Here is a 21,830-nt window from a genome sequence, read left to right on the forward strand (position 1 = left end):
TACCTGCCTTTGTCAGCGAGTGAAACAGCGACTAGCGCATGGCTGCCCCGGTGTTCCCGGTCGGCCGCCAGCCGTGCACAGCCACTACGCGGTGCGCGCCTCTTTTCGTGCGATCAGGTCACCAACGACTGCGCTGCAGACTGCTTGAGTGCAGCGGTGAGCGCATCCAGCACTTCGGACTCCAGGTTCCAGCAATGCCAGTAGAGCTGGATGGGCAGGGTGTAGCTGGACGCCACGTTGACGAGCTGGCCTGTGTCAATCAGTCCTTGCGCCAGCAGGCGCGGCACCACGCTGACGCCCCAGCCCGCCAGCACAGCCCTGACCATGCCTTCCGATGACGGCACAAAGAGCTGGTTGAGGGTGACGCGCTTGAGCCCGAAAGCTTTGCCGACGAAATCGACCGGCAGCTCATCCTTGCGGTTGAACGCAATAAAAGGCACATCGCGAAAGTTGTATTGCGTCAAGGCGGGCGCGTTCTGTTTGCCGCCAGGGCCCTCGCCCAGGCCAAGCCGTTTTTGCGCAAAGCCCGGCGTAGCCACCGCGATGTACTGCATCGCGCCCAGCGGTTCCACCTTGCAGCCGCGCAGTGCCTGCTTGAGTGTGGTGACGCAGCCCAGCACCTGGCCTTCACGCAGCCACTCGTGGGTGAAGTTCTGGTCGTCGTGGATGATCTCCATGGGCAGGCCCTGCTGCGCCAGGTCGGTCAGCGCCGGCAGGGCCCAGGTGGCGATGCTGTCGGCATTGATGGCGATGGAAATGCGCTCTTCCTCACGCGCACCGCCAAGCGAGCTGGGCGCCAGCTCTTTCAGGTCGCGCTCAAGGTCGGCACGCAGCAGCCGCAGCATCTTGGTGTGTTTCAGCAACAGCTGGCCGGCTGAAGTAGGTTTGAGCGGCCTGCTGCGCACGATCAGCACGGTCCCGACCTGGGCCTCCAGTGCACGCAGGCGCTGCGACACAGCCGACTGCGTGATCGACAGGCGCTGGGCCGCCCGCTCAAAGCCGCCCTCTTCCACGATGGCTGCCAGGCATTCGAGCGCATCCGGATCAAAAGTGCTCATGCAGAGCCTCCTTTGTATTAGTTGTTCTGATGTTTTCACTGATAGTTTAATTTTTCTATTAATTGAAAGCAACATCCTTCACACTTGAAAGCTGTAAAGGGGCTTGTATGAAAGTAGTGGTTTTGGGAGCGGGAATCATCGGCGTCAGCACCGCCTGGCACCTGCTGGAGCGCGGCCATGAGGTGACTGTGGTGGACCGGCAGCCCGGAGCCGCCCTGGAAACCAGTTTTGGCAATGCCGCGCAGATTTCGGTCAGCTATTGCGAACCCTGGGCCAACAAGGACGCCCCCCTGAAGGCCCTGAAATGGATGTTTCGCAACGACGCCCCCCTGCTGTTCCGGCCACAACTGCCCTTCGGCGATGGCTGGCAGCAATGGCGCTGGGGCCTGCAGTTTCTGTCGCAATGCAACGACGCCGCGTTTGAGCGCAACGTGCAGCAGCTGGTGGCACTCGGCGCTTACAGCCATATCGCGCTCAAGGAGGTGGTCAGGACCACCGGCATTGAATACAACCGGCTGGAGCGCGGCATCGCGCACTACTACACCGACCAGAAGTCGTTCGATACCGCCGGTGAAGCGGCGGCGCTGATGCAGAAGTACGGCGTGGCGCGTCGCGTGGTGAGCACCGCCCAGTTGCTGGGCATAGAGCCGGCCTTCAAGTCATTTGCGCACCGCATCGTGGGAGGCACTTATACCGCCAGCGACGAAAGCGGCGACGCGCGCGTCTTCACCCAGGCGCTGGCACAGCGCTGCGCCGACAAGGGCGTACGCTTTCTCTACGAACACAACATCGAAGGACTGGAAAAGTCCGGTGGAGCGGTCCAGTCGGTCGCCGTCCGGGCACGCACCGTGCCGGGCAGCAGTGAGAGTCCCGTCATGAAACTCAAGGCCGACGAGATCGTGGTGGCTTGCGGTTCGTACACGGCGCCGCTGTTGCGCTCGGTGGGCGTTGACCTGCCGATCTATCCGGGCAAAGGCTACAGCGCCACCTTCAAGCTGCTCAAGCCGGAACTTGCGCCCTTCGTCAGCACCATTGACGACGAGGTCAAATGCGCCATGAGCCGCCTCGGCGATCACTTGCGCGTGGCCGGCACCATCGAAGTCGGTGGCTATGACCTTTCGCTGGACACCCCGCTGGCCAGGGCGCGCTGCAAAATGCTGGCCGACCGCATCGAAGAAGTGCTGCCAGGCGTGTGCGACACCCGCCTTGAAGCGCAGGGCGGTACACCGAATTTCTGGACCGGCCTGCGTCCCGCCACTCCCACCAACATTCCCTACATCGGCAAGACCAAAGTCGGCCGCCTGTGGGTGAATGCCGGGCACGGCACATTGGGCTGGACGCATGGCGCCGGGTCTGGCAAGGCCATGGCCGAGCTGATCTGCGGGGAGGTCCCGGCCATGGATTTCGGTTTTTACGGGCTGGCCCGCGCGCGCGGCCGCCTGGAGCCTGAAACCGCCTGATCCACGCCTGCCTGTTCAGGCCGCATGCTGGTCCAGCGTGCGTTGTGCGTGGTCGCGCAGCGCGGTGCGCAGCGCAGGCGGCTCCTGGATTTCGAAAGCAAATGGCAACCGCGAAAGCTGTCTGGCGAACCACGGGATGTGGTCGGTCTGGCTGTGCAGCAGCACGCCTTCGTCACTGGGCTGGAACACGCCAATGCTGTCGGGGAGTTCCATTTGCGCCGTCTGCAAATCGGTGTGCAGCAACAGGCGCACGGTGTTTGTGCGCGGCATGGTGGCCAGCCCCAGGACGAGATGCTGCGCTGCATTGAAATCTGCCGGCGGCGTGAACACCACATTGAGCGGCCGGACTTCCTGCACACGGTCCAGGCGGAATGAGCGCAGCGCCCCGCGCAGATGGCACCAGCCCACCACGTACCAGCGGCCGCGGCGAAATGCCAGGCCATAGGCGTCAAAGTCTCGCTCGGTGACATCGTCGTCGGCTGAACGGTACGCCATGTGCACACGCTGCCAGCCGTGCGCTGCGGTGCTCAAGGCCAGCAACGCCGTGTTGTCACCGGGGGCCACCGCATGGCGCATGTCGAGCGTCACTGTTTCACCGAGCGCTCGGACGCGGTTTTTCAGCTGGTACGGCATCACGCGCTCCAGCTTGGCCTGCGCGCTTTCCGCGGCAGGCGCTGCCTCAGCCAGCCCCAGGCCGCGCGCGGCAAGCAGGCCCAGCGACAGGGCCAGCGCTTCGTCGTCGGTGAACATCATCGGCGGCAGCTTGAAGCCGGCGATCAGGCTGTAGCACCCGTAGCGGCCACGCTCGGCCACCACCGGAATGCCCAGGTCTTCCAGCTTGGCGATGTAGCGGCGCAGGGTGCGGCCATCCACCTGCAGCCGCCGTGCCAGCTCGGCACCGCTCAGCCGGCCGTGGGACTGCAGCAGTTCCAGGACGGTGAGCACGCGCGTGGTGGGGGAGTACATGGTGAAAAAGTCTAACGCTTAATTAGGGCTGAAACAGCCCTATTACCTTTTTAGACTGGTTTTCACATATCCACTGCGGTGCCACATGCACTTCAAGCCATGACCACCACCCTGACTCACACACCGGAGCTTGCCGAGCTCACCGACGGGCGCCACGATTTCAATTTCATTACCGGGCGTTGGCTGGTCAGCAACAAGCGTCTGCGCCGGCGACTGGAGGGCTGTACCGACTGGGAAAGTTTCGAAGCCGTGCAGGACGGCGCGCTGCTGCTGGGCGGGCTCGGCAACATGAACGACCTCGTCACCGAAAACAAGGAAACCATCGGCATGGCCTTGCGGTTTTTCAATCCGCAAACGCGGTTGTGGAGCATTTACTGGGTCAGCCAGAACAACGGCTTGCTGCAGCCGCCGGTGACCGGCTCGTTTGCCGGCGGCATAGGCCGGTTTGAGGGAAACGACAGCCATGAAGGCCGGCCCGTGCGGGTTCGTTTCACCTGGTCCGGCATCACACCTACCCACGCCCGCTGGGAACAGGCCTTTTCGGAAGACGACGGCCGCCACTGGGAAACCAACTGGGTGATGAGCCTGTCACGCCCCGCTTACCACGCGGTACACCGCTAAAAAAAACAGGCTCGTCGATGGACCACTTCGCACACCTCTGGCTGTTTTTTCTCATGGTGCTGGGCATCATCATCCTGCCCGGCATGGACATGGCGTTCGTCATGGCCAGCTCATTGACCGGCGGGCGCAGGGCCGGCCTCTTCGCCGTGGCGGGCATTGTGGCGGGCGGTATTTGCCACGTCGTGGCAGGCGCGCTGGGGCTGGGCATCCTGCTGCAGCTGGTTCCGGGCATGGTCAATGTCATGCTGGTGGCGGGCAGCCTGTATATCGCCTGGATCGGGTGGTCACTGATGCGCAGCACATCTGTTTTCGGCGCCTTGCCCGACATCGAGCCGCCGTCCCCGTGGCGCACCTTCCGGCAAGCCGCGCTCACCTGCCTGCTCAACCCGAAAGCCTACCTTTTCATGCTGGCCATCTTTCCGCAGTTTTTGCGGCTGGAATACGGCTCGCTCTGGGTTCAGGCTGTGGCGCTTGGATTGATCATCGCCATTACCCAAAGCGGCGTATACGGTTCGCTGGCGCTGGCTGCTGCGGGTACCCGGCGATGGCTGGCGGTGCGGCCGGGCGCCAGTGTTGCCATGGCGCGCGCCGTGGGTGCCGTGCTGATCGCCGGCGCATGCTTCACGGCATGGCAGGGCTGGCGGCAGTTTTAGGGTTGGCGCCCTCGGGCCATGCCGGCCCCTTGAGTTCCACGGTGTTGCCTTCGGGGTCGTTGAGATAAATCGAAGGCCCTTCGCCCTCGGCGCCATAGCGCGACTCCACCTTGCCTGCCTCAACCCCGTGGGCCGCCAGGTGACGATGAATCGCCTCTGCGTCGAAGGGCTCGACACGAAAGCAGACATGGTCGACGTTGCGGCCCTCCTTGCCTGGCGCCGCGCCGCCGGCCCGGCCCAGCGTGCCGTCCACCGGCACCAGGTCCACCAGCGAACGCCCGGCGCGCAGTTGCACCAGGCCGATTTCGTCCTGCCGGCGTTCCAGGCTGCAGCCCAGCACCTGCTGGTAGAAGCGCAGCATGCCCTGCAGGTCAATGACACGAAGAACGATGTGGTCGATGTCGCGAATGTGGATCATGGCGAGGAAGGCTCCAGTGAGGCTGCGCTTTATTCTGGCACGCCGTACCCAAACCCTGCACAAGCAAAGGCCTGCGGCAGCCAGTACCATGGCCGCCATGAATCCGAACCCCCGATTTCTTTTCCTCGCCACCTCCACACGCGAGCCCGGCGCATTGGGCAACACCGAGTGGCTGGCGCAGCAAGCCGCCGCCGCACTGCCGGCCGGCACGCCCCAGGCCTGGCATCACCTGTCCCGCATGCGGATGCCGCTGTTTGTCGATCAGCGCCACACCACGGGCCAGTACGCCATGCCGGAAGGCGACATGAAGATGCTGCTGGACGCCACGATGGACGCCACCGACATTGTGTTTGTGGCCCCGGTGTACTGGTACAGCATTCCGGCGCCGCTGAAGATTTACCTCGACCACTGGAGCGCCTGGATGCGCGTGCCCGGCCTGCCGTTCAAGGAAGAGATGGCGAAAAAAACCTTGTGGCTGATCACCACCAGCGGCGACCGCGCCAAAGCGCAGCCCATGGTGGACTCAATCAGGCTCTGCGCGCAGTTCATGGCCATGAACTACGGCGGCGAACTGTGGGGCAAAGGCGGGCCACCCGACGCCGTCAAAGCCGATGCCGCCGCCACGGCACAAGCCGCGACGTTCCTGGCCGCTTGAGCCGCGCGGGCTTCGCGCAGGCAAGGTGGCCGTTTCCTACAAACGCTGCCTTTTCGGGCTGACAGCCCTGCCGGGGGGCGGGGCCGACAGTAGGTGCCATGACATCTTCCAAATCCGCTGCCGCACGGCAAAACAACCTGGAGCAACCCGTCTCGGGCAAGGGCATGCCGGCGAAAACTCCGCGCGTCCAGAGCTCACGTCCTGAGCGGGCGGGTTCGTCCAAAGACACCTCTGTCGAAGCCAGCCTGGAACTGCCTCATGAGCGCGACCAGTCCGTTGACATGACGGGCGGGCAATCCAGTGCCGAAGTCGAACAAGCCGGGCGCGATCTGCGGCGGGGGTTGAAAGACACCAGCAAGGGCCCTGAAATGGGCCACGCCTACAAGAAGCTCAAGTCCTAGGGCAAGCCCAAACGGCCTCATGGCGGCCATGCCTCACCGGGGCAAATCGCTGCTTGCCGAATCGCCGACGTATCTACATCCCGGCCGACGTATCAGGCGGCAACTCCATTTGCTATTGTTTTAATAGCTGTCAGCGCACAATCCACCGGCATTGCAGGCTATATTCATTTAAACAACGATGCACTGAAGTGCATCTGCCTTCCGGCAGTGAGGCCTGAAACCTGCCCCCGGTCACGGCCAGCACTCACCCCACCGCGCATCACGGTGCCTGAATTTGATTTGAAATGATCAAAAATTTCGTTATCATGAATTGTTTTGTAAATTTATATACATCCAGTTCCACTCCCAATCCTGATGGCGACATTCCCTGGCAACCCTTCAATGGCGCAGCGTATTGGGCGTTTATTGCCAACGCTGACGCGCTCGCACCGGCAAATGGCCGACTATGTGCTGGCTCACCCTTTGCAAGCAGCTACCATGCCCATCGACGAGCTGGCCGCCACGCTCGGGGTTTCGGTGGCCACCGCCAACCGGTTCGCCCGGGCGCTGGAATTTGACGGCTACCCGCAGTTCCGCGCCGCGCTGGTGCTGGGGTTTGAAGCCACGCTGGCGCCGGTTGAAAAGCTGCGCAACAACCTTGAGCACCCCGCCACGGTGGCAGACGTGTTTGCATCCGCCCTGGTGCAAAGCCAGCGCAACATCGACCTGACACGGCAGTCGCTGGATGCCCAGAGCTGTGAGCAGGCCGTGGCGGCGATCCTGAAGGCACGGCGCATTTACATTGCCGGCTTTGGCAGCAGCAGCTGGCTGGGCGGGCTGCTGCAGCGCTCGCTGGACCCTTACTGCGACAACGTCCAGCTCCTGGCCAGCATGGAAAGCTCGTCCTACGGCGCGCGCGTGCTGGCACGCCTCAAGCCCGAAGACCTGCTGATCGCCATTGCCTACCCGCGCTATTTCGGCGACACCATTTTGCTGGCGCGCCGCGCGCGCGACGCTGGCGTGCCGGTGCTGGCGCTGACCGACCGCGTGACGTCGCCGCTGGCGCCGCTGGCCACCGTCGCGCTCTACGCCCATACCGAAAGCCAGTACTTCGCCAACTCCGAAGCCACCGTCCTGGCACTGATAGAGGCCTTGTGCAGCGCGGTCGCTCACCGCGCTAAAGGCTCGCTCAAAGCCGCAACCCAGCTGGCCGAGTCGGTGCTGCCCTGGCTGCACGGCAACCACGCCGACCGGCTGCGTCCCGATACCGATGCCGCAGCACCTGCCCCACGCAAACCCCGCGCCCAACCGAAACTGCCAAAGGCATCCAAGTGACACGGCCCAAGCCCCTTCCCCTTATCGCCATCCACGGCGGCGCCGGCACCATGAGCCGCAGCCATATCAGCGCAGAACAAAACGCGGCGTATCACGCTGCCCTGCGGGGCATCCTGCGGCCCGCGCAGCAACTGCTGGCCGGCGGCGGCAGCGCGCTGGACGCGGTCAGCCTGGCGGTCGACCTGCTTGAAGACTGCCCGCTCTTCAATGCCGGGCACGGCGCTGTCTTCACCCACGACGGGACCCATGAGCTGGACGCGGCGGTGATGGACGGCGCCACTTTGCGCGCCGGTGCGGTGGCCTGCGTGAGCCGTGTACGCCGACCGGTGCGCGCAGCGCGTGCCGTGATGGAGCGCAGCGAACATGTGCTGCTGGTTGCGGCCGGCGCCGAAGCCTTTGCCGAAGCGCAGGGGCTGGAGATGGTCTCGCCCGATTATTTTTCGACCGATGCACGCCGCGAGCAATTGCGGCGCGCGCTCGCCGCCGACACGGCGGTGCTGGATCACGATGGCGCGGCGCTGGTGTTCCGCTCGCCCGCAGCCGGCGCTGCGCCCCTGGACGAAGGCCGAAAATTCGGCACCGTGGGCGCCGTTGCCCTGGATGCGCAGGGCAACCTGGCAGCCGCCACCTCCACCGGCGGCATGACAAACAAGCGCGCCGGCCGGGTCGGCGACTCACCCCTGATAGGCGCCGGCACCTATGCGGACAACCGCACGGCCGCCATTTCCTGCACCGGCTCGGGCGAAATGTTCATTCGCACCGCAGCGGCCTATGACATCTGCGCGCGCATGGCCTATGCCGGCATGCCGCTGGATGCGGCCGCCCGGGAAGTGGTCATGAACGTGCTGCCGGCCATCGGCGGGCGGGGCGGCCTGATTGCCGTCGATGCACAGGGCAACCTGAGCCTTCCCTTCAACACCGAAGGCATGTACCGTGGCTGGGCCCGCGTGGGTGAGGCGCCGGTGAGCGCCATTTACGCAGGCGAAGCCGACGAAAGCGCCGCATGACCGCTTTGCCCGGACTACTGGATGACATGACGCGCGCCAGTACGGCGCCCGGCGCACAGGGCACGCCCACTGCCGGCCGCCAGCGCGTGATTGAAGTCAACGACCTCAGCGTGAGCTTTGCCAGCGAGCAGCGCACCGTGCATGCGGTGCGGCGCCTCAGCTTTCACGTCGACGCCGGGGAAACGCTCGCCATCGTGGGCGAATCAGGCTCCGGAAAATCGGTGTCATCGCTGGCCCTCATGCGCCTGGTGGAGCAAGGCGGTGGCCGCCTGGGCAGCGGCAGCATGTGGCTGACGCGCCGCAACGGCGAGCGCCTTGACCTGGCGCAGGCCTCGCAATCGCAGATGCGCAGCCTGCGCGGCGCCGACCTGGCCATGGTGTTCCAGGAGCCCATGACCTCGCTCAACCCGGTGTTCACGGTGGGCGAGCAGATCGCCGAATCGATACGCCTGCACCAGGGGCTTTCACGCAAGGCGGCGCTTGCCGAAGCGCTGCGCATGCTCAACCTGGTCCGCATCCCGGAAGCCAAAAACGTGCTGGGCCGCCATCCGCACCAGCTGTCGGGGGGAATGCGCCAGCGCGTGGTGATTGCGATGGCGCTGGCCTGCAAGCCCACGCTGCTGATCGCCGACGAACCCACCACGGCACTGGACGTGACCATCCAGGCGCAGATTCTCGCGCTGATCCAGCAGCTGCAGCGCGAACTGGCCATGGCGGTGATCTTCATCACCCACGACATGGGCGTGGTGGCCGAAATTGCCGACCGCGTGCTCGTGATGTACCGCGGCGACAAGGTCGAAGAAGGTGACTGCGCCAGCCTCTTTGTGAGGCCGCAACAACCCTACACCCAGGCCCTGCTGGCAGCGGTGCCCCGGCTGGGTGCCATGCACGGGCAGGACCTGCCAGCGCGCTTTGCGGTGCCGGGCGCGCCGCAGGGCAAAGATGACGAAGGCGGCCAGGCTTTCAGCGCCGCAAGCACCGTGCGCCACGACCTGCCGCCTGTCCTCAAGGTGCAGGACCTGGTCACACGCTTTCCGCTGGCGAGCGGCCTGCTCGGGCGCGTGCGCCGGCAGGTGTATGCGGTGGAGCAGCTCAGCTTCGAGCTCAAGGCCGGTGAAACGCTGTCGCTGGTGGGCGAATCAGGTTGCGGAAAATCCACCACGGGCCGCTCGCTGGCCCGGCTGCTGGAATTCAACAGCGGTCAGGTCGAGGTCGCGGGGCGCGACATCTCGGCGCTCAAGGGCCGGGCCCTGCAGGCCTTGCGCCGCGACATCCAGTTTGTGTTCCAGGACCCGTTTGCCTCGCTTGACCCGCGGCTGACGGTCGGCTATTCGGTCATGGAGCCCATGCTGATCCACAAGCTCGCCTCGCCCCAGGAGGCGCAGGAACGCGTGCGCTGGCTATTGGGCAAGGTGGGCTTGCCAGCCGAAGCGGCCCATCGCTACCCGCACGAATTCTCCGGCGGGCAACGCCAGCGCGTGGCGATTGCGCGGGCGCTGGCGCTCAACCCCAAGGTGGTGATCGCCGACGAGGCGGTGTCGGCGCTGGACGTGTCGATCCGCGCGCAGATCATCAACCTGATGCTGGACCTGCAGCAGGAATTCGGCGTCGCCTTCCTGTTTATCTCGCACGACATGGCGGTGGTCGAGCGCATCAGCCACCGCGTGGCCGTGATGTACCTGGGCCAGATCGTGGAAATCGGCCCGCGCCGCGCCGTGTTCGAAAACCCTCAGCACGCCTACACGCGTCGCCTGCTGGCGGCCGTGCCGGTTGCCGACCCGGCCAGCCGCGGCGGGATGCGCGAACTCATGGCCGACGAGATTCCCAGCCCCATACGCGCTGTGGGCGACGCGCCGCAAGTGGCGCCGCTGCACCAGGTGGCGCCGGGGCATTTCGTGGCACGGCATTCGGTAGGAGGCCCTTATTGACCACCACTCGCCTTTCGCATTGTCTTTCCGTCTCCCGTGTTTGCCTCTCGTTTCGCCTCAAGGAGTTTTTTCATGAAGAATCGTCTTTCCACCCTCACAGCCGCGCTGGTTGGCCTGATCGGCCTGGCAGGTCTCACCACCGCGCCGGCCCATGCCGCCAAAGATGTGGTCGTGGCCGTCCAGTCCAATTTCACAAGCACCGATCCGTATGACTCCAACGACACGCTGTCGCAGGCCGTAGCCAAATCCTTCTATCAGGGTCTGTATGGTTTCGACAAGGAGATGAAGATGGTGCCGGTGCTGGCCGACAGCCACACGGTGAGCAAGGACGGGCTGGTCTACACCTTCAAGCTCAAGTCCGGCATCAAGTTTCATGACGGCACGCCTTTCAATGCCGAAGCCGTGAAAGTCACTTTCGAACGCGTGACCAACCCCGACAACAAGCTCAAGCGCTACAACCTCTACAAGAACATCGCCAAGATCGAGGCCGTGGACGCCACCACCGTGCGCTTTACGCTCAGGGAGCCGTTCTCGCCCTTCATCAACACGCTGGCCCACCCTTCCGGCGTGATCATTTCGCCCGCGGCACTGGCCAAGTACGGCAGCAAGGGCATCGCGCAGAACCCCGTAGGCACGGGCCCCTTCAAGTTCGTCGAATGGAAGGCCACCGACTACCTGAAAGTTGCCAAGTGGGAAGGCTACTGGAAGAAGGGCTACCCCAAGGTGGACAGCATCACCTGGCGCCCGGTGGTCGACAACAACACGCGTGCGGCCATGATGCAGACCAACGAGGCGCATTTCGCCTTCCCGATGCCGCCCGAGACGGTGGACAGCCTGTCGAAGAAGCCGAGCCTGGAAGTGACGAGCGCGCCGTCCATCATCCACCGCTACCTCTCGATGAACACGCTGCAAAAGCCTTTCGACAACCCGAAGGTGCGTGAAGCCATCAACTACGCCATCAACAAGGAGGCGCTGGTCAAGGTGGTGTTCTCGGGCTACGCGATTCCTGCCGAAGGCGTGGTGCCGCACGGCGTGGAATACGCCGCCAAGCTGGGCCCCTGGCCTTACAACCCGGCCAAGGCGCGCGAGCTGCTGAAGGAAGCCGGCTACCCCAACGGTTTTGAAAGCACTCTGTGGTCGGCCTACAACTACACCACCGCTCAGAAGGTGATCCAGTTCGTGCAGCAGCAACTGGCCCAGGTCGGCGTCAAGGTGCAGGTGCAGGCGCTGGAAGCCGGCCAGCGCGTGGAGCGCGTGGAAAGCGCACAGGACCCTGCCACGGCGCCGGTGCGCATGTACTACGTGGGCTGGTCGTCATCCACCGGCGAAGCCGACTGGGCCCTGCGCCCGCTGCTGGCTTCCGAGTCCCTGCCGCCCAAGATGTTCAACACCGCCTACTACAAGAACGCTGAAGTAGACGCCGACATCGCCAAGGCGCTGGTCACCACCAGCGGTGCCGAGAAGGCCAAGCTGTACACCGACGCCCAGCAGCGCATCTGGAAAGACGCCCCCTGGGCATTCCTGGTGACCGAGAAATTGCTGTCGGTGCGTGCGCGCAATCTGGCAGGCTTCTACGTCATCCCGGACGGCAGCTTCAACTTCGACGACGTGGAACTGAAGTAATCCCGGCAGCAGCAACAGCAATCTGAAGAAACCCGCTCCCGCATGACCTACTACCTTCTCAAGCGCCTGCTGGGCCTGCTGCCGACGCTGCTGATCGTGGCCGTGCTGGTGTTCCTGTTTGTGCACCTGCTGCCCGGCGACCCGGCACGCCTGGCCGCCGGGCCCGACGCCGGCCCCGAAACCGTGGAGCTGGTGCGCCGCGACCTGGGGCTGGACCTGCCGATGCCGCAGCAGTTCGTGCGCTTTTTCAGCCATGCGCTGCAGGGCGACTTCGGCCTGTCCATCCGCACCAAACGGCCCGTGGCGACTGAGATCTCGGAGCGCTTCGCGCCCACCTTCTGGCTCACCATCGCAGCCATGGGCTGGTCGGTGCTGCTGGGGCTGGTGCTGGGCATGGTGTCGGCGGTGTGGCGCAACCGCTGGCCCGACCGGCTGGGCATGTCGCTGGCAGTCTCGGGCATCTCGTTTCCCTCGTTCGCACTGGGCATGCTGCTCATGCAACTCTTTTCGGTGCAGCTGGGCTGGCTGCCCACCGTCGGGGCCGATTCGTGGCGGCACTACATCCTGCCGTCCCTCACGCTGGGCGCGGGCGTGGCAGCCGTGATGGCGCGTTTCACGCGCAGCTCCTTCATCGACATCCTCAAGGAAGACTACGTGCGCACGGCGCGCGCCAAGGGCTTGTCCGAAACCGTGGTGGTGGTGAAACACGCGCTGCGCAACGCACTGATCCCGGTGGTCACCATGATGGGCCTGCAGTTCGGCTTCCTGCTGGGCGGCTCCATCGTCGTCGAGGTCGTCTTCAACTGGCCCGGCATGGGCCGGCTGCTGGTGGACGCGGTGGAGATGCGGGACTACCCCGTAATCCAGGCGCTGGTGCTGCTGTTCTCGCTCGAATTCATCCTGATCAACCTGGTGGTGGACATGCTCTACGCCATCATCAACCCGACCATCCGCTTCAAGTGACTACCCCCGAACACCCACACGCTGCCATCGCAGGTGAGCCGTTGCCTGCGGAAAGCGCGCATCCCGCCATGGAGCAGCCCGGCGCAGAAACCGGCGTGCCCTTGACGGCCCTTGCCGTACGCACGCCTGCCTCCGAGTTCTGGCGGAAATTCAAGAACCAGCGCGTGGCCCTGGTGGCCAGCGGCTTCGTGCTGCTGCTGGTGCTGGTGGCCGTGTTCGCACCATGGCTGACACCTTTTGATGCGGAGAACTTCTTTGACTACGACGCGCTGAACACGCCGCCATCAGCCAAGCACTGGTTCGGCGTGGATGCGCTGGGGCGCGACATCTTCAGCCGCATCCTGATGGGCTCGCGCATCTCCCTGGCAGCGGGCCTGGTCTCGGTGGCCGTAGGCGCCGTGATCGGCACGCTGCTGGGCCTGCTGGCGGGCTATTACGAAGGCTGGTGGGACCGCATCGTGATGCGCATGTCCGACGTGCTGTTTGCCTTTCCCGGCATTTTGCTGGCCATCGGGATCGTCGCGATCCTGGGCAACGGCATGGTCAACGTGATCATGGCCGTGGCTGTGTTCAGCGTGCCGGCGTTTGCGCGCCTGGTGCGCGGCAATGTGCTTTCGCTCAAACACCAGACCTACATCGAGGCGGTGCGCTCCATAGGCGCTCCCGACTCGGTCATCATGCTGCGCCATCTGCTGCCGGGCACGGTGTCTTCGGTAGTGGTGTACCTCACCATGCGCATAGGCACCTCCATCATCACGGCGGCCAGCCTGTCTTTCCTGGGCCTGGGCGCACAGCCGCCCACCCCGGAATGGGGCGCCATGCTCAACGAGGCGCGCGCTGACATGCTGAACGCGCCGCACATCGCGCTGTTTCCCAGCCTGGCCATTTTCCTGACCGTGCTGGCCTTTAACCTGCTGGGTGACGGCCTGCGCGATGCGCTGGACCCCAAGCTTGACCGCCAGTAGCCGGGGCAAGGCCGCGTCGTGACACCCCGCCATCTGCTGCCCCACATCGGCAGCCTGCCGCACGGGCAGCGCAACGCCGTTACCGACGTCGCCGGTGTGACCGTGGGCCACTGCACGCTGGACGCGAACGAGCTGCAAACGGGCGTGACGGTGGTGCGCCCCCATGCCGGTGACCTGTTCCGAGACCGGGTCCCGGCCGCGGCTGTCGTGCTCAATGGTTTCGGCAAGAGCGTAGGCCTGATGCAGGTCGAGGAACTCGGCGTGCTGGAGACGCCGATTGCGCTCACCAACACCTTTTCGGCTGCCGCCGTGGCCACAGCGCAGATCCAACAGTGCGTTGCGGCCAACCCCGAAACGGGGCGCGGCCTGCCAACGGTCAACCCGCTGGTGTTTGAATGCAACGACGGCTTTCTCAACGACATCCAGCGCATGGCTGTCACCGGGCAGCACTACCTGCAGGCCTGCGAACAGGCAGGTGTGGAGGTGGAGGAAGGTTCGGTCGGCGCCGGTCGCGGCATGTCGAGCTTCGGTCTCAAGGGCGGCATAGGCACGGCTTCGCGTCGCGTGGCGACACCTGGGGGCAGCGAGCACATCGTAGGCACATTGGTGCTGGCCAACTACGGCCAGCTGCCGCAACTGGTCCTGGCAGGCCAGGCTCTGGGTTCCAGGCTGGCGGCACATCGCATGCACGCGGCAGAGCCGGAAAAAGGCTCCATCATCCTGCTGATCGCTACCGACGCCCCCCTTGACGCACGCCAGCTGCGCCGGCTGGCATTGCGCGCCGGCGCCGGCCTGGCCCGCACCGGCTCGGTATTCGGCCACGGCAGCGGCGATATCGCGCTGGCGTTTTCCACCGCCTACACCGTGCCGCAGCAAACCGCCAGGCCCATGCCGGCCGTGGCGATGCTGCATGACGGCCTGATTGACCCGCTGTTCCAGGCCGTTGCCGACAGCACCGAGCAAGCCATCATCCACGCCCTGTGGCAGGCCCGCGCCGTCACCGGCCGCGACGGCCATCATCGCAACGCGCTGCACGACTTGCTGCCCGGCTGGCCCTCCTCATCCTCCTTTCCATCTTCACCGGATTCCCCATGAAAGTCCTGATTTCCACCGACATCGAAGGCGTTGCCGGCGTTTTTCACCACGAACAGGTGCGCGCCGGCAACCCCGAGTACGAACGCGCCCGCCTGCTGATGACGCACGAGGCCAACGCCGCCATCGCCGGCGCCTTCGATGCAGGCGCCACCGAGGTGCTGGTCAACGATTCACACGGAAGTTTTCGCAACATGCCGCCCGACCTGCTGGACGCACGCGCCCAGGCCGTCATGGGCAAGCCGCGCTACCTGAGCATGATGGCCGGCGTCGACGACGGCGTGAACGCGGTCTGCATGATCGGCTACCACTCGCGCGCGCAGGGCCGCGGCATTCTGGCGCACACCATCAACAGCTTTGCCTTTGCACGCGTGTACTTCAACGGCCTTGAACTGGGCGAAGCCGGAATTTACGGCGCGCTGGCCGGCGAGTACGGCGTACCGGTGGTGATGGCCAGCGGCGACGATGTGTTCATCGAAGAACACCGTCCGCTGTTTCCGCACGCCACCTTTGTGCAAACCAAGCGGGCCACCGGCCAGACCAGCGGCATCAGCCTTTCCCCGGCCCAGGCCTGCGGCGCCATCCGCGCCGGCGTGGCCGCTGCGCTGGTGCAGCACGGTTCAGCCCGCCCCTATGTGCTGCCAGGCCCCATCGCCGTGCGCATCCAGACCCAGTCGCCGGCCCTGGCCGACCTGTTTTGCCAATGGCCGGCCCTGCGGCGGCTGGACGGTAACGAAGTCGGCTTTGACGCACCCACCGTGGAAGCCGCGGTGCGCATGGTCAACAGCCTGTCGGCCATGTCGAGCATGCTGCGCTAGGAAGCTGTTCGCGGCCTAAATGGGTTCTAAGGCACGCGCGGCGCGTGTTCCGCGCCCTGCCCCACGGCCCGCTCACTCATCCAGCGCAGCAGGTCCAGCCACATCTGGCGCATCTCGGCGTCCAGCGGCGTGCGGGTCGAATTGGGCAATTCGATGGTGACCACCGGTACGCCCTTGTGCACACCCCCATAGTTGCCCAGTGAGCCGGGGAAGATGCCCACCTGGTCAAGGTACAGGCGCCCCAGCCTGGAGGGCGGCACCGAGGGGCCGTCAAAGTCGAGCACGCCGTAAGGCGCATGAATGCTGACGATAAGGTTGGGTTTGAAGCTTTGCATCTGCTCATGCAAAAACCGCGACTCGGGCTCGGACAGCGGCTTGGGCCCAGGCCAGCGGCGCGGGTCCTTGCCGGTGCGCTTTTCCCAGTAAACCTTCGCGTCGCGCTCCCAATTGGGGGTGGGAAAGTTGCGGTTCAAATCCACACCATGTGCGTTGGTACGGCGAGGCGGCCTGGAAAGCACGCCGTCCGGATTGAGGACAGGAACGAATCGCCAGTGGATCGCCTGGGGCGAGTCCAGCGGCGGCTGGGAAGCCAGCCTGATCCAGTGCAGCGCCACGGCCCCTGAGGACAACTCGTCGCCGTGAATCGCACCGACGACCAGCACACGCAAGCCGGGCTGCTCGGGCTTGACGTCACGCACCCAGAGCACCCGGCCGTCAACCGAACGCGTCCCCGAAGCCTGCAGTTGCGCCGCCTCACACAGCTCACGCTTCACATTCGGGAGTTTGGAAGAGTAATCGGCGCAAGGTGAATCTGCACGAGCGCCAGCAGCTATTAAATAGATAGCAAAAAAACAGGCGGCAGAACGAAAAAATGGCATGGCACCCAGTTTAACTGCCGGGCCGCCAGTCCCTCGCAAGACGCGGCCTAAACCCTGACGCGGGTACGCCTGTACCGCTTCGGTTAAATTACCCTTCTATGCTGACCCCTGCCATCCCCCGCAAAGCGAGCAGCCCCAGCTTCTCCCAGCGGGAGTTCCGGGCTTCGCTGGCCATGTTTGCCACCGGGGTCACCATCGTCACCGCACGGACGCCGCAAGGCGCCTTGGTCGGGCTGACCGCCAACTCCTTCAACTCGGTATCGCTGCAGCCGCCGCTGGTGCTCTGGAGCCTGGCGCAGGCGGCCGGATCGATGGCCGCGCTCAGCACCGGATCACACTACGTCATCAACATCCTCGCGGCTGACCAGAAAGAGCTGGCCGAGCGCTTTGCCAGCCGGCGCGAAGACCGCTGGAAAGGCGTGCTGTTTACGGAGGGCGTCGGCGGCGCGCCGTTGCTGACAGGCGCAGCCGCCACTTTCGAGTGCTTCAACCGCAGCCGGTACGAAGAAGGGGACCATGTGATCTTCGTGGGCGAAGTGGAGCGCTGCACCCACCGCGCGGGGGCCGCGCCGCTGCTGTTTCACGGCGGCAAGTTTTATACCGAGCATCCGCTGTAAACCGCACCTGCGCAAGCCGTGTTCAGCCCAGCCTGCCCAGCCGCACGGTCGTCACACCGGGCCGCAACTGCCGCACCGACGGCATGACCAGCACACAGTCGTCGTAGGGTGTCACCACCGGTTCGCCCGCATCATGCGCAATCGGCGTGCCGGCGTGGCGTATGGTTTCGCCGCCGCAAAAGTCCTGCACAAACGCAAAGTCCATTGACCGCGCAACCACGCGGTGTGTCACCGTCACGGGCGGCGGCGGCGGCGCATCGGGCAGCAACCAGCCAGGCGGCACATCGCCGCGGTCAATCACCCCGGAGCCCACCAGAAACCGCATGAGCACGTTGCGCGCCGCCTGCAGCGACGCCAGTTCCCAGTGCTGGCCGGCCTCCAGCAGCAGGGCAATGCGGTCGCCGTTTTCGTCGCCAAACGGCCCGTAGTCCCGCATGCGGACCCCGTCGGCGTGGCCGGCATCGACGACCACCTGGCCCGTCGTAGCCAGGCTTTGTGCAAAAGCAATATTGCGCGGCAGCATGCCCGTCACCAGCAAAGCGCCACCGGGTTCATGCATGGAATGCAGGTCCAGCAGATGGGTGGCGCGGTCAACAAACGGCCTGATTTCGCGGGCGCGCAGCAGCTCGGCGCTGCGCCTGGGGCCGTCCAGCAGCTCAGGGGACCATACGCGGTTGAAATCCTCGTCAACAAAACGGGAGGCGTCGGGCTTGCGGGTGTCAAACCGCATGAAGGCCTCGGTGTTGCAGAACACGGCCGTGATGCGCCCCCGCCGCGGTTGCAGCCCGCTGAGAAGAAACGCGTCCAGCGCCCAGGCGCCCGAATATTCGTTGCCATGCACCAGCGCCGACACCAGCACTTCCGGGCCGGCTTCGGTTGAAGTGCGCTCCTGCACATGCGCCACCCCTGTGGAGGAGGCCGCCCAGAATGACAACCCTGGCGGCTGAAGCTGCACCGCATGGGCTTTCCTGATCACTTCGCCAGACTTCGCTTGATCGCTTCCTGATCGTTTCATGTGTCAGTACCGCCAGAAGATTTTCTGCAACTCTTTGGTGTCCCTTGTTTTCGTCAAGGCCAAGGCCAGAAGAATTCGGGCCTTCTGGGGATTCTGGTCGTCAACAACGAGCCAGTCATTGACGTCATCCTTCACCGAATTGTTCCGAATCACCACACCGCTGCCGGTACGGGTTGCCCGAACGACAAACACCCCCTTGGCGCGAATCTCGTTAAGCGGGCCAGCTATGTACTCAGGAACGCTTCCCGCGCCGACACCCGCATGAATGATGCCCTTGGCCCCGGATGCGACCAGCGCGTCGTATGCCGCACGGTTCATGTTCTGATAGCCATAAGCAATGTCGACCTGCGGCAGAGTCTGTATCTTGTCAATGTCGAACTCACTCTGCACCGTATGCGGGCGAATCAACGCACGGTAGAACCTGGCCTGACCTTCGATCACGAGACCGAGGGGACCGTAGGGAGATTTAAAGGTGTCAACCCTGGTCGCATTGGTTTTAGTGACATCCCGGGCGCTGTGAATCTCGTCATTCATGACCACCAAAGTCCCTTTTCCCACCGCTTCTTTACTCCCGGCGACCGCCACCGCGTTGTAGAGGTTAAGCGGCCCATCTGCGCTGAGTGCCGTGCCGGGCCGCATTGACCCGAGCATCACGACCGGCTTGCTGCTTTTGACGGTGAGGTTGAGAAAGTACGAGGTCTCTTCCAGGGTATCGGTGCCGTGGGTGATCACGATGCCATCAACCTCGTCCGACCGAAGGAGTTCAGACACCCGCCGGGCCAGTTGGAGCAGGCGGTCGTTGGTGAGGTTGTGTGAGCCGACCTGAAAGATCTGCTCGCCCTTGACGTTGGCAATAGTCTGGATTTCCGGCACGGCGGCCATGATCTTGTCGACAGCAACCACAGCGGCCTGATAGGCGCCGATGTTGGTGCTCGATGCTCCGACGCCGGCAATCGTGCCGCCGGTGGCGATGAGCACCACGTTAGGTTTCTTCACTTCCTGGGCCAGCGCCGAAGCCGAAACAGCAAGCGGCAATAGCAGACCGCAGGCGAGCCCGCGCAACATTGATATGACAGATAAGTGCATGACAATTCCCTCCGTGTCGGGCTAAAAATATTGCTCGGCGTGCAGAGCCCCGCCAGTGCTCCGGAGGGGCCTGGCCAGCACGCTTCGCGATTAACAAATACAGATCATGGCGAGCCAGGGTCTTCTGTGGGCCTGCCGCCGTTGTCCCGGCCCGGCCCCCGCGGCTTCAGCTTCAACGGCACCGCATGGGTTTGGGTGAATTCCCGCTGACGACTTACGAGGTAGCGCCGGTCGCCACTGCCTTGTTGACCACGTTGCGCACGCGCTGGGTTTCAGCCCGGATAAAGGCCGTGAGCGCCTGTGGCGTGCCGCCGTCATTGGAGATGCCGGCTTTCTGGAGCTTTTGCCAAACGGCTTCTTCGCGCAGGATTTCGTTGAGCTCCCTGTTCAGGCGCGCCACCATGGGCGCCGGCAGCTTGGCGGGCCCGAAGAGGCCGAACCAGACGTTCATGTCGTAACCCTTGAGCTTGGGGTTCTCGCCGAGTGCAGGGATTTGTGGTGCAGCCCGCGAACGCGTCGGCGTGGTGACGCCCAAGGGGATCATCTTGCCGGACTCGATGTGTGGCAGCGCGGAGGAAAGCACAGAGACACTGAACTCGATATTGCCGCCCAGCAAGTCCTGCAGCTGCTGTCCTGCGCCGCGATACGGCACATGGCGGAAGGTGGTGCCAGCCATCAGGTTGATCAGCTCTCCCGACACATGCAGCGGCGTGCCTATGCCCGAAGAGGCAAAGCTCAGCTGGTTGCGTTCGCGTTTGGATTTGGCAATCGCTTCCTCCATGGTTTTGACGCCGGTCTTGGTGTTGGTCACAAAGACCATGGGCGTGACGCCTATCAGCCCGACCGGGCTCAAGTCGGTTTCACCGTTGTACTTGACCGCAGCGTTGAACAGTTTGGCAATCGAGATTTCGCTGCCCGAACCCAGCAGCAGCGTATAGCCGTCGGGCGCGGCACTGACCACTTTTTGGGCGCCTATGGTTCCACCGGCGCCGCCGATATTCTCGATCACCACGGGTGTGCCCAGGCGCTTGGCCAGCGGTTCGGCGATGATGCGCGCCACCAGGTCCACGCTTCCGCCGGCAGGGTAGCCCACCACCAGCGAAATGGGCTTGCCGGCAGGCCAGGCCTGGCCCCAGGCAGCCGGCAAACCCAACAGCCCTGCGGCGGCAAGGCAAAGTGTGCGGCTCACGCCGCGGCGATTGAGGGTAAACATTCCTGGCATGGCGCGCTCCTTGTTGATGGCGCCAGTCTAGGAGCCGCCCCTGCGCGGCCCATGCGTATCACGCATGGGCGCATGCGACCTGGATTCAGGAAGCAGCCGGCGTGCTGGCGGACCAGATGCGCTGCACCAATTCATTGCGCGGGCTGCGCGGCCGGTACAGGCGAATCTCAAACCGGACCGTCAGGCCCTTGCCGTCGGCCTCCACCAGCCTTCCGCTGCGCAGGTCACCTTCGACCAGTCCGCGCGGCAGCCAGGCCAGGCCCACGCCCTGCAAGGCCTGCTCATGCAGCGACTCGGCGAAGTCAGACTCGGTCACGGTATGCAGATGCAGCTCGCGCGCACTGCGGCTGAGCCCGTCCTGAAGGATCTGGCCCAGCGCGAGCGTGGGCGCATAACCCAGCACCGGCACCGGCTTGCGGGCCGTGCCGGGCAAGGCGTGCTGCGGCTGGCCATCGGCGCGCGGTGCGCTGACGGCCACGAGTTCGTCGATGCCCAGCGCGAGTCCTTCGAACGTCTGTTCGTCCAGCAACAGCGGCAGCCGCGGATGCGTGAACGACAGCAGGAAGTCAGCAGCCCCCTGCTCCAGGGCGGTGGCGCCTTCATGGATGGAGCCTGTGAGAATGCGCAAGCGAAACTCCCCGGCTCCGCGCTTGGCGCGCGCGAGCCAGTCAGGCACGGCGCTGCGTGAGAGCGTGCGGCCTGTTGCCAACGTGACCCAGTCCAGCCCGCCCCGTGCATGGCGGATGCGGGAGCGCGCATCGTTAAGGCTCGCCGCCGCGCGGCGCGCCACCGGCAGCAGCTCTTCACCGGCGGCCGTCAGGGCCAGAGGCATCACCGCGCGATTGATCAGGTCGGCGCCCACCCACAGCTCCAGAGCGCGGATACGGCGCGAAAATTGCGGCTGCGTCACATGGCGAAGCTCCGCCGCACGCGAAAAGCTGCGCTCACGTGCCAGCGCGATGAAGTCTTCCAGCCATTTATGGTCCACGGCAGCACCTTGTCCAGGGATTTAATGCAATGGTATTCCTTGTTACCCCGGCCAGCGAGCTGCCAGGGGTCGGGCTACCATC

General features: G+C 64.6%; 22 protein-coding genes. 14 read left to right on the plus strand and 8 right to left on the minus strand.

Going from position 1 to position 21,830, the window contains the following annotated elements; all coding sequences use genetic code 11:
• Window positions 1-113: 113 nt before the first annotated feature.
• On the minus strand, window positions 114-1,058 hold the full coding sequence (locus AC1DWQ_RS14820; RefSeq protein WP_477670326.1) for a LysR family transcriptional regulator ArgP: 945 nt from the start codon (window positions 1,056-1,058) through the stop codon (window positions 114-116).
• A 107-nt stretch (window positions 1,059-1,165) separates the two neighbouring features.
• On the opposite strand from AC1DWQ_RS14820, the gene AC1DWQ_RS14825 reads away from it, so the two are divergent.
• Window positions 1,166-2,518, plus strand: a complete 1,353-nt coding sequence (locus AC1DWQ_RS14825) for a D-amino acid dehydrogenase (protein WP_477670327.1) — start codon at window positions 1,166-1,168, stop codon at window positions 2,516-2,518.
• Window positions 2,519-2,533: 15 nt separating this feature from the next.
• On the opposite strand, the gene AC1DWQ_RS14830 is transcribed toward AC1DWQ_RS14825, so the two are convergent.
• A complete protein-coding gene (locus tag AC1DWQ_RS14830; RefSeq protein ID WP_477670328.1) occupies window positions 2,534-3,484 on the minus strand; it encodes a helix-turn-helix transcriptional regulator in 951 nt (316 codons plus the stop codon).
• A 99-nt stretch (window positions 3,485-3,583) separates the two neighbouring features.
• On the opposite strand from AC1DWQ_RS14830, the gene AC1DWQ_RS14835 reads away from it, so the two are divergent.
• Entirely contained in the window at window positions 3,584-4,105 is a 522-nt protein-coding gene (locus AC1DWQ_RS14835; RefSeq protein ID WP_477670329.1) for a hypothetical protein, read from the plus strand.
• A gap of 17 nt (window positions 4,106-4,122) precedes the next feature.
• A complete protein-coding gene (locus AC1DWQ_RS14840; RefSeq protein WP_477670330.1) occupies window positions 4,123-4,758 on the plus strand; it encodes a LysE family translocator in 636 nt (211 codons plus the stop codon).
• Here the strand turns inward: AC1DWQ_RS14840 and AC1DWQ_RS14845 are convergent.
• Window positions 4,727-5,176: a VOC family protein gene (locus AC1DWQ_RS14845; RefSeq protein ID WP_477670331.1), complete on the minus strand. Its 450-nt coding sequence runs from the start codon at window positions 5,174-5,176 to the stop codon at window positions 4,727-4,729. The two genes, AC1DWQ_RS14840 and AC1DWQ_RS14845, sit on opposite strands and share 32 nt — an antisense overlap.
• Window positions 5,177-5,264: 88 nt before the next feature.
• Here AC1DWQ_RS14845 and AC1DWQ_RS14850 point away from each other — a divergent pair, with 88 nt between their 5' ends.
• From AC1DWQ_RS14850 to AC1DWQ_RS14895, 10 genes are all read left to right on the plus strand, one after another.
• The gene (locus AC1DWQ_RS14850; protein ID WP_477670332.1) at window positions 5,265-5,831 is read left to right on the plus strand and encodes a flavodoxin family protein; all 567 of its coding nucleotides are present in this window, start codon (window positions 5,265-5,267) and stop codon (window positions 5,829-5,831) included.
• A 98-nt stretch (window positions 5,832-5,929) separates the two neighbouring features.
• On the plus strand, window positions 5,930-6,232 hold the full coding sequence (locus tag AC1DWQ_RS14855; protein ID WP_477670333.1) for a hypothetical protein: 303 nt from the start codon (window positions 5,930-5,932) through the stop codon (window positions 6,230-6,232).
• A 354-nt stretch (window positions 6,233-6,586) separates the two neighbouring features.
• The gene (locus AC1DWQ_RS14860) at window positions 6,587-7,546 is read left to right on the plus strand and encodes a MurR/RpiR family transcriptional regulator (protein ID WP_477670334.1); all 960 of its coding nucleotides are present in this window, start codon (window positions 6,587-6,589) and stop codon (window positions 7,544-7,546) included.
• Window positions 7,543-8,553, plus strand: coding sequence for an isoaspartyl peptidase/L-asparaginase family protein (locus AC1DWQ_RS14865; RefSeq protein ID WP_477670335.1), 1,011 nt, complete (start codon window positions 7,543-7,545; stop codon window positions 8,551-8,553). Before AC1DWQ_RS14860 ends, AC1DWQ_RS14865 begins: the two co-directional genes overlap by 4 nt.
• 26 nt (window positions 8,554-8,579) lie before the next feature.
• Window positions 8,580-10,481, plus strand: coding sequence for a dipeptide ABC transporter ATP-binding protein (locus AC1DWQ_RS14870; RefSeq protein WP_477670741.1), 1,902 nt, complete (start codon window positions 8,580-8,582; stop codon window positions 10,479-10,481).
• A gap of 72 nt (window positions 10,482-10,553) precedes the next feature.
• Window positions 10,554-12,104 (plus strand): glutathione ABC transporter substrate-binding protein GsiB, encoded by a 1,551-nt coding sequence (gsiB, locus tag AC1DWQ_RS14875; protein ID WP_477670336.1) that lies wholly within the window; start codon window positions 10,554-10,556, stop codon window positions 12,102-12,104.
• A 42-nt stretch (window positions 12,105-12,146) separates the two neighbouring features.
• Window positions 12,147-13,067, plus strand: coding sequence for a glutathione ABC transporter permease GsiC (gsiC, locus tag AC1DWQ_RS14880; RefSeq protein WP_477670337.1), 921 nt, complete (start codon window positions 12,147-12,149; stop codon window positions 13,065-13,067).
• 68 nt (window positions 13,068-13,135) lie between these two features.
• A complete protein-coding gene (gsiD, locus tag AC1DWQ_RS14885; RefSeq protein ID WP_477670742.1) occupies window positions 13,136-14,032 on the plus strand; it encodes a glutathione ABC transporter permease GsiD in 897 nt (298 codons plus the stop codon).
• 18 nt (window positions 14,033-14,050) lie between these two features.
• Complete coding sequence (locus AC1DWQ_RS14890; protein ID WP_477670338.1) at window positions 14,051-15,127, plus strand: DmpA family aminopeptidase; 1,077 nt, start codon at window positions 14,051-14,053, stop codon at window positions 15,125-15,127.
• Entirely contained in the window at window positions 15,124-15,942 is an 819-nt protein-coding gene (locus AC1DWQ_RS14895; RefSeq protein ID WP_477670339.1) for a M55 family metallopeptidase, read from the plus strand. The genes AC1DWQ_RS14890 and AC1DWQ_RS14895 overlap by 4 nt, the downstream gene beginning before the upstream one ends.
• 26 nt (window positions 15,943-15,968) lie before the next feature.
• Here the strand turns inward: AC1DWQ_RS14895 and AC1DWQ_RS14900 are convergent, their stop codons facing one another.
• Complete coding sequence (locus AC1DWQ_RS14900; RefSeq protein WP_477670340.1) at window positions 15,969-16,715, minus strand: M14 family zinc carboxypeptidase; 747 nt, start codon at window positions 16,713-16,715, stop codon at window positions 15,969-15,971.
• A gap of 203 nt (window positions 16,716-16,918) precedes the next feature.
• Here AC1DWQ_RS14900 and AC1DWQ_RS14905 point away from each other — a divergent pair, with 203 nt between their 5' ends.
• Window positions 16,919-17,437: a flavin reductase family protein gene (locus AC1DWQ_RS14905; RefSeq protein WP_477670341.1), complete on the plus strand. Its 519-nt coding sequence runs from the start codon at window positions 16,919-16,921 to the stop codon at window positions 17,435-17,437.
• A 22-nt stretch (window positions 17,438-17,459) separates the two neighbouring features.
• On the opposite strand, the gene AC1DWQ_RS14910 is transcribed toward AC1DWQ_RS14905, so the two are convergent.
• The 4 genes from AC1DWQ_RS14910 to AC1DWQ_RS14925 all read right to left on the minus strand — a co-directional run bounded on the left by AC1DWQ_RS14910 (window position 17,460) and on the right by AC1DWQ_RS14925 (window position 21,748).
• Window positions 17,460-18,452 (minus strand): M14 family metallopeptidase, encoded by a 993-nt coding sequence (locus AC1DWQ_RS14910; protein ID WP_477670342.1) that lies wholly within the window; start codon window positions 18,450-18,452, stop codon window positions 17,460-17,462.
• A 3-nt stretch (window positions 18,453-18,455) separates the two neighbouring features.
• Window positions 18,456-19,538 carry an asparaginase gene (locus AC1DWQ_RS14915; protein WP_457281800.1) on the minus strand — a complete coding sequence of 361 codons (1,083 nt, stop codon included), beginning with the start codon at window positions 19,536-19,538 and terminating at the stop codon, window positions 18,456-18,458.
• A gap of 214 nt (window positions 19,539-19,752) precedes the next feature.
• Window positions 19,753-20,760, minus strand: coding sequence for a Bug family tripartite tricarboxylate transporter substrate binding protein (locus AC1DWQ_RS14920; RefSeq protein WP_477670343.1), 1,008 nt, complete (start codon window positions 20,758-20,760; stop codon window positions 19,753-19,755).
• An 85-nt stretch (window positions 20,761-20,845) separates the two neighbouring features.
• Window positions 20,846-21,748, minus strand: a complete 903-nt coding sequence (locus AC1DWQ_RS14925) for a LysR family transcriptional regulator (protein WP_477670344.1) — start codon at window positions 21,746-21,748, stop codon at window positions 20,846-20,848.
• Window positions 21,749-21,830 lie beyond the last annotated feature (82 nt).

It is taken from the genome of Polaromonas sp. P2_G11, from assembly GCF_056403595.1.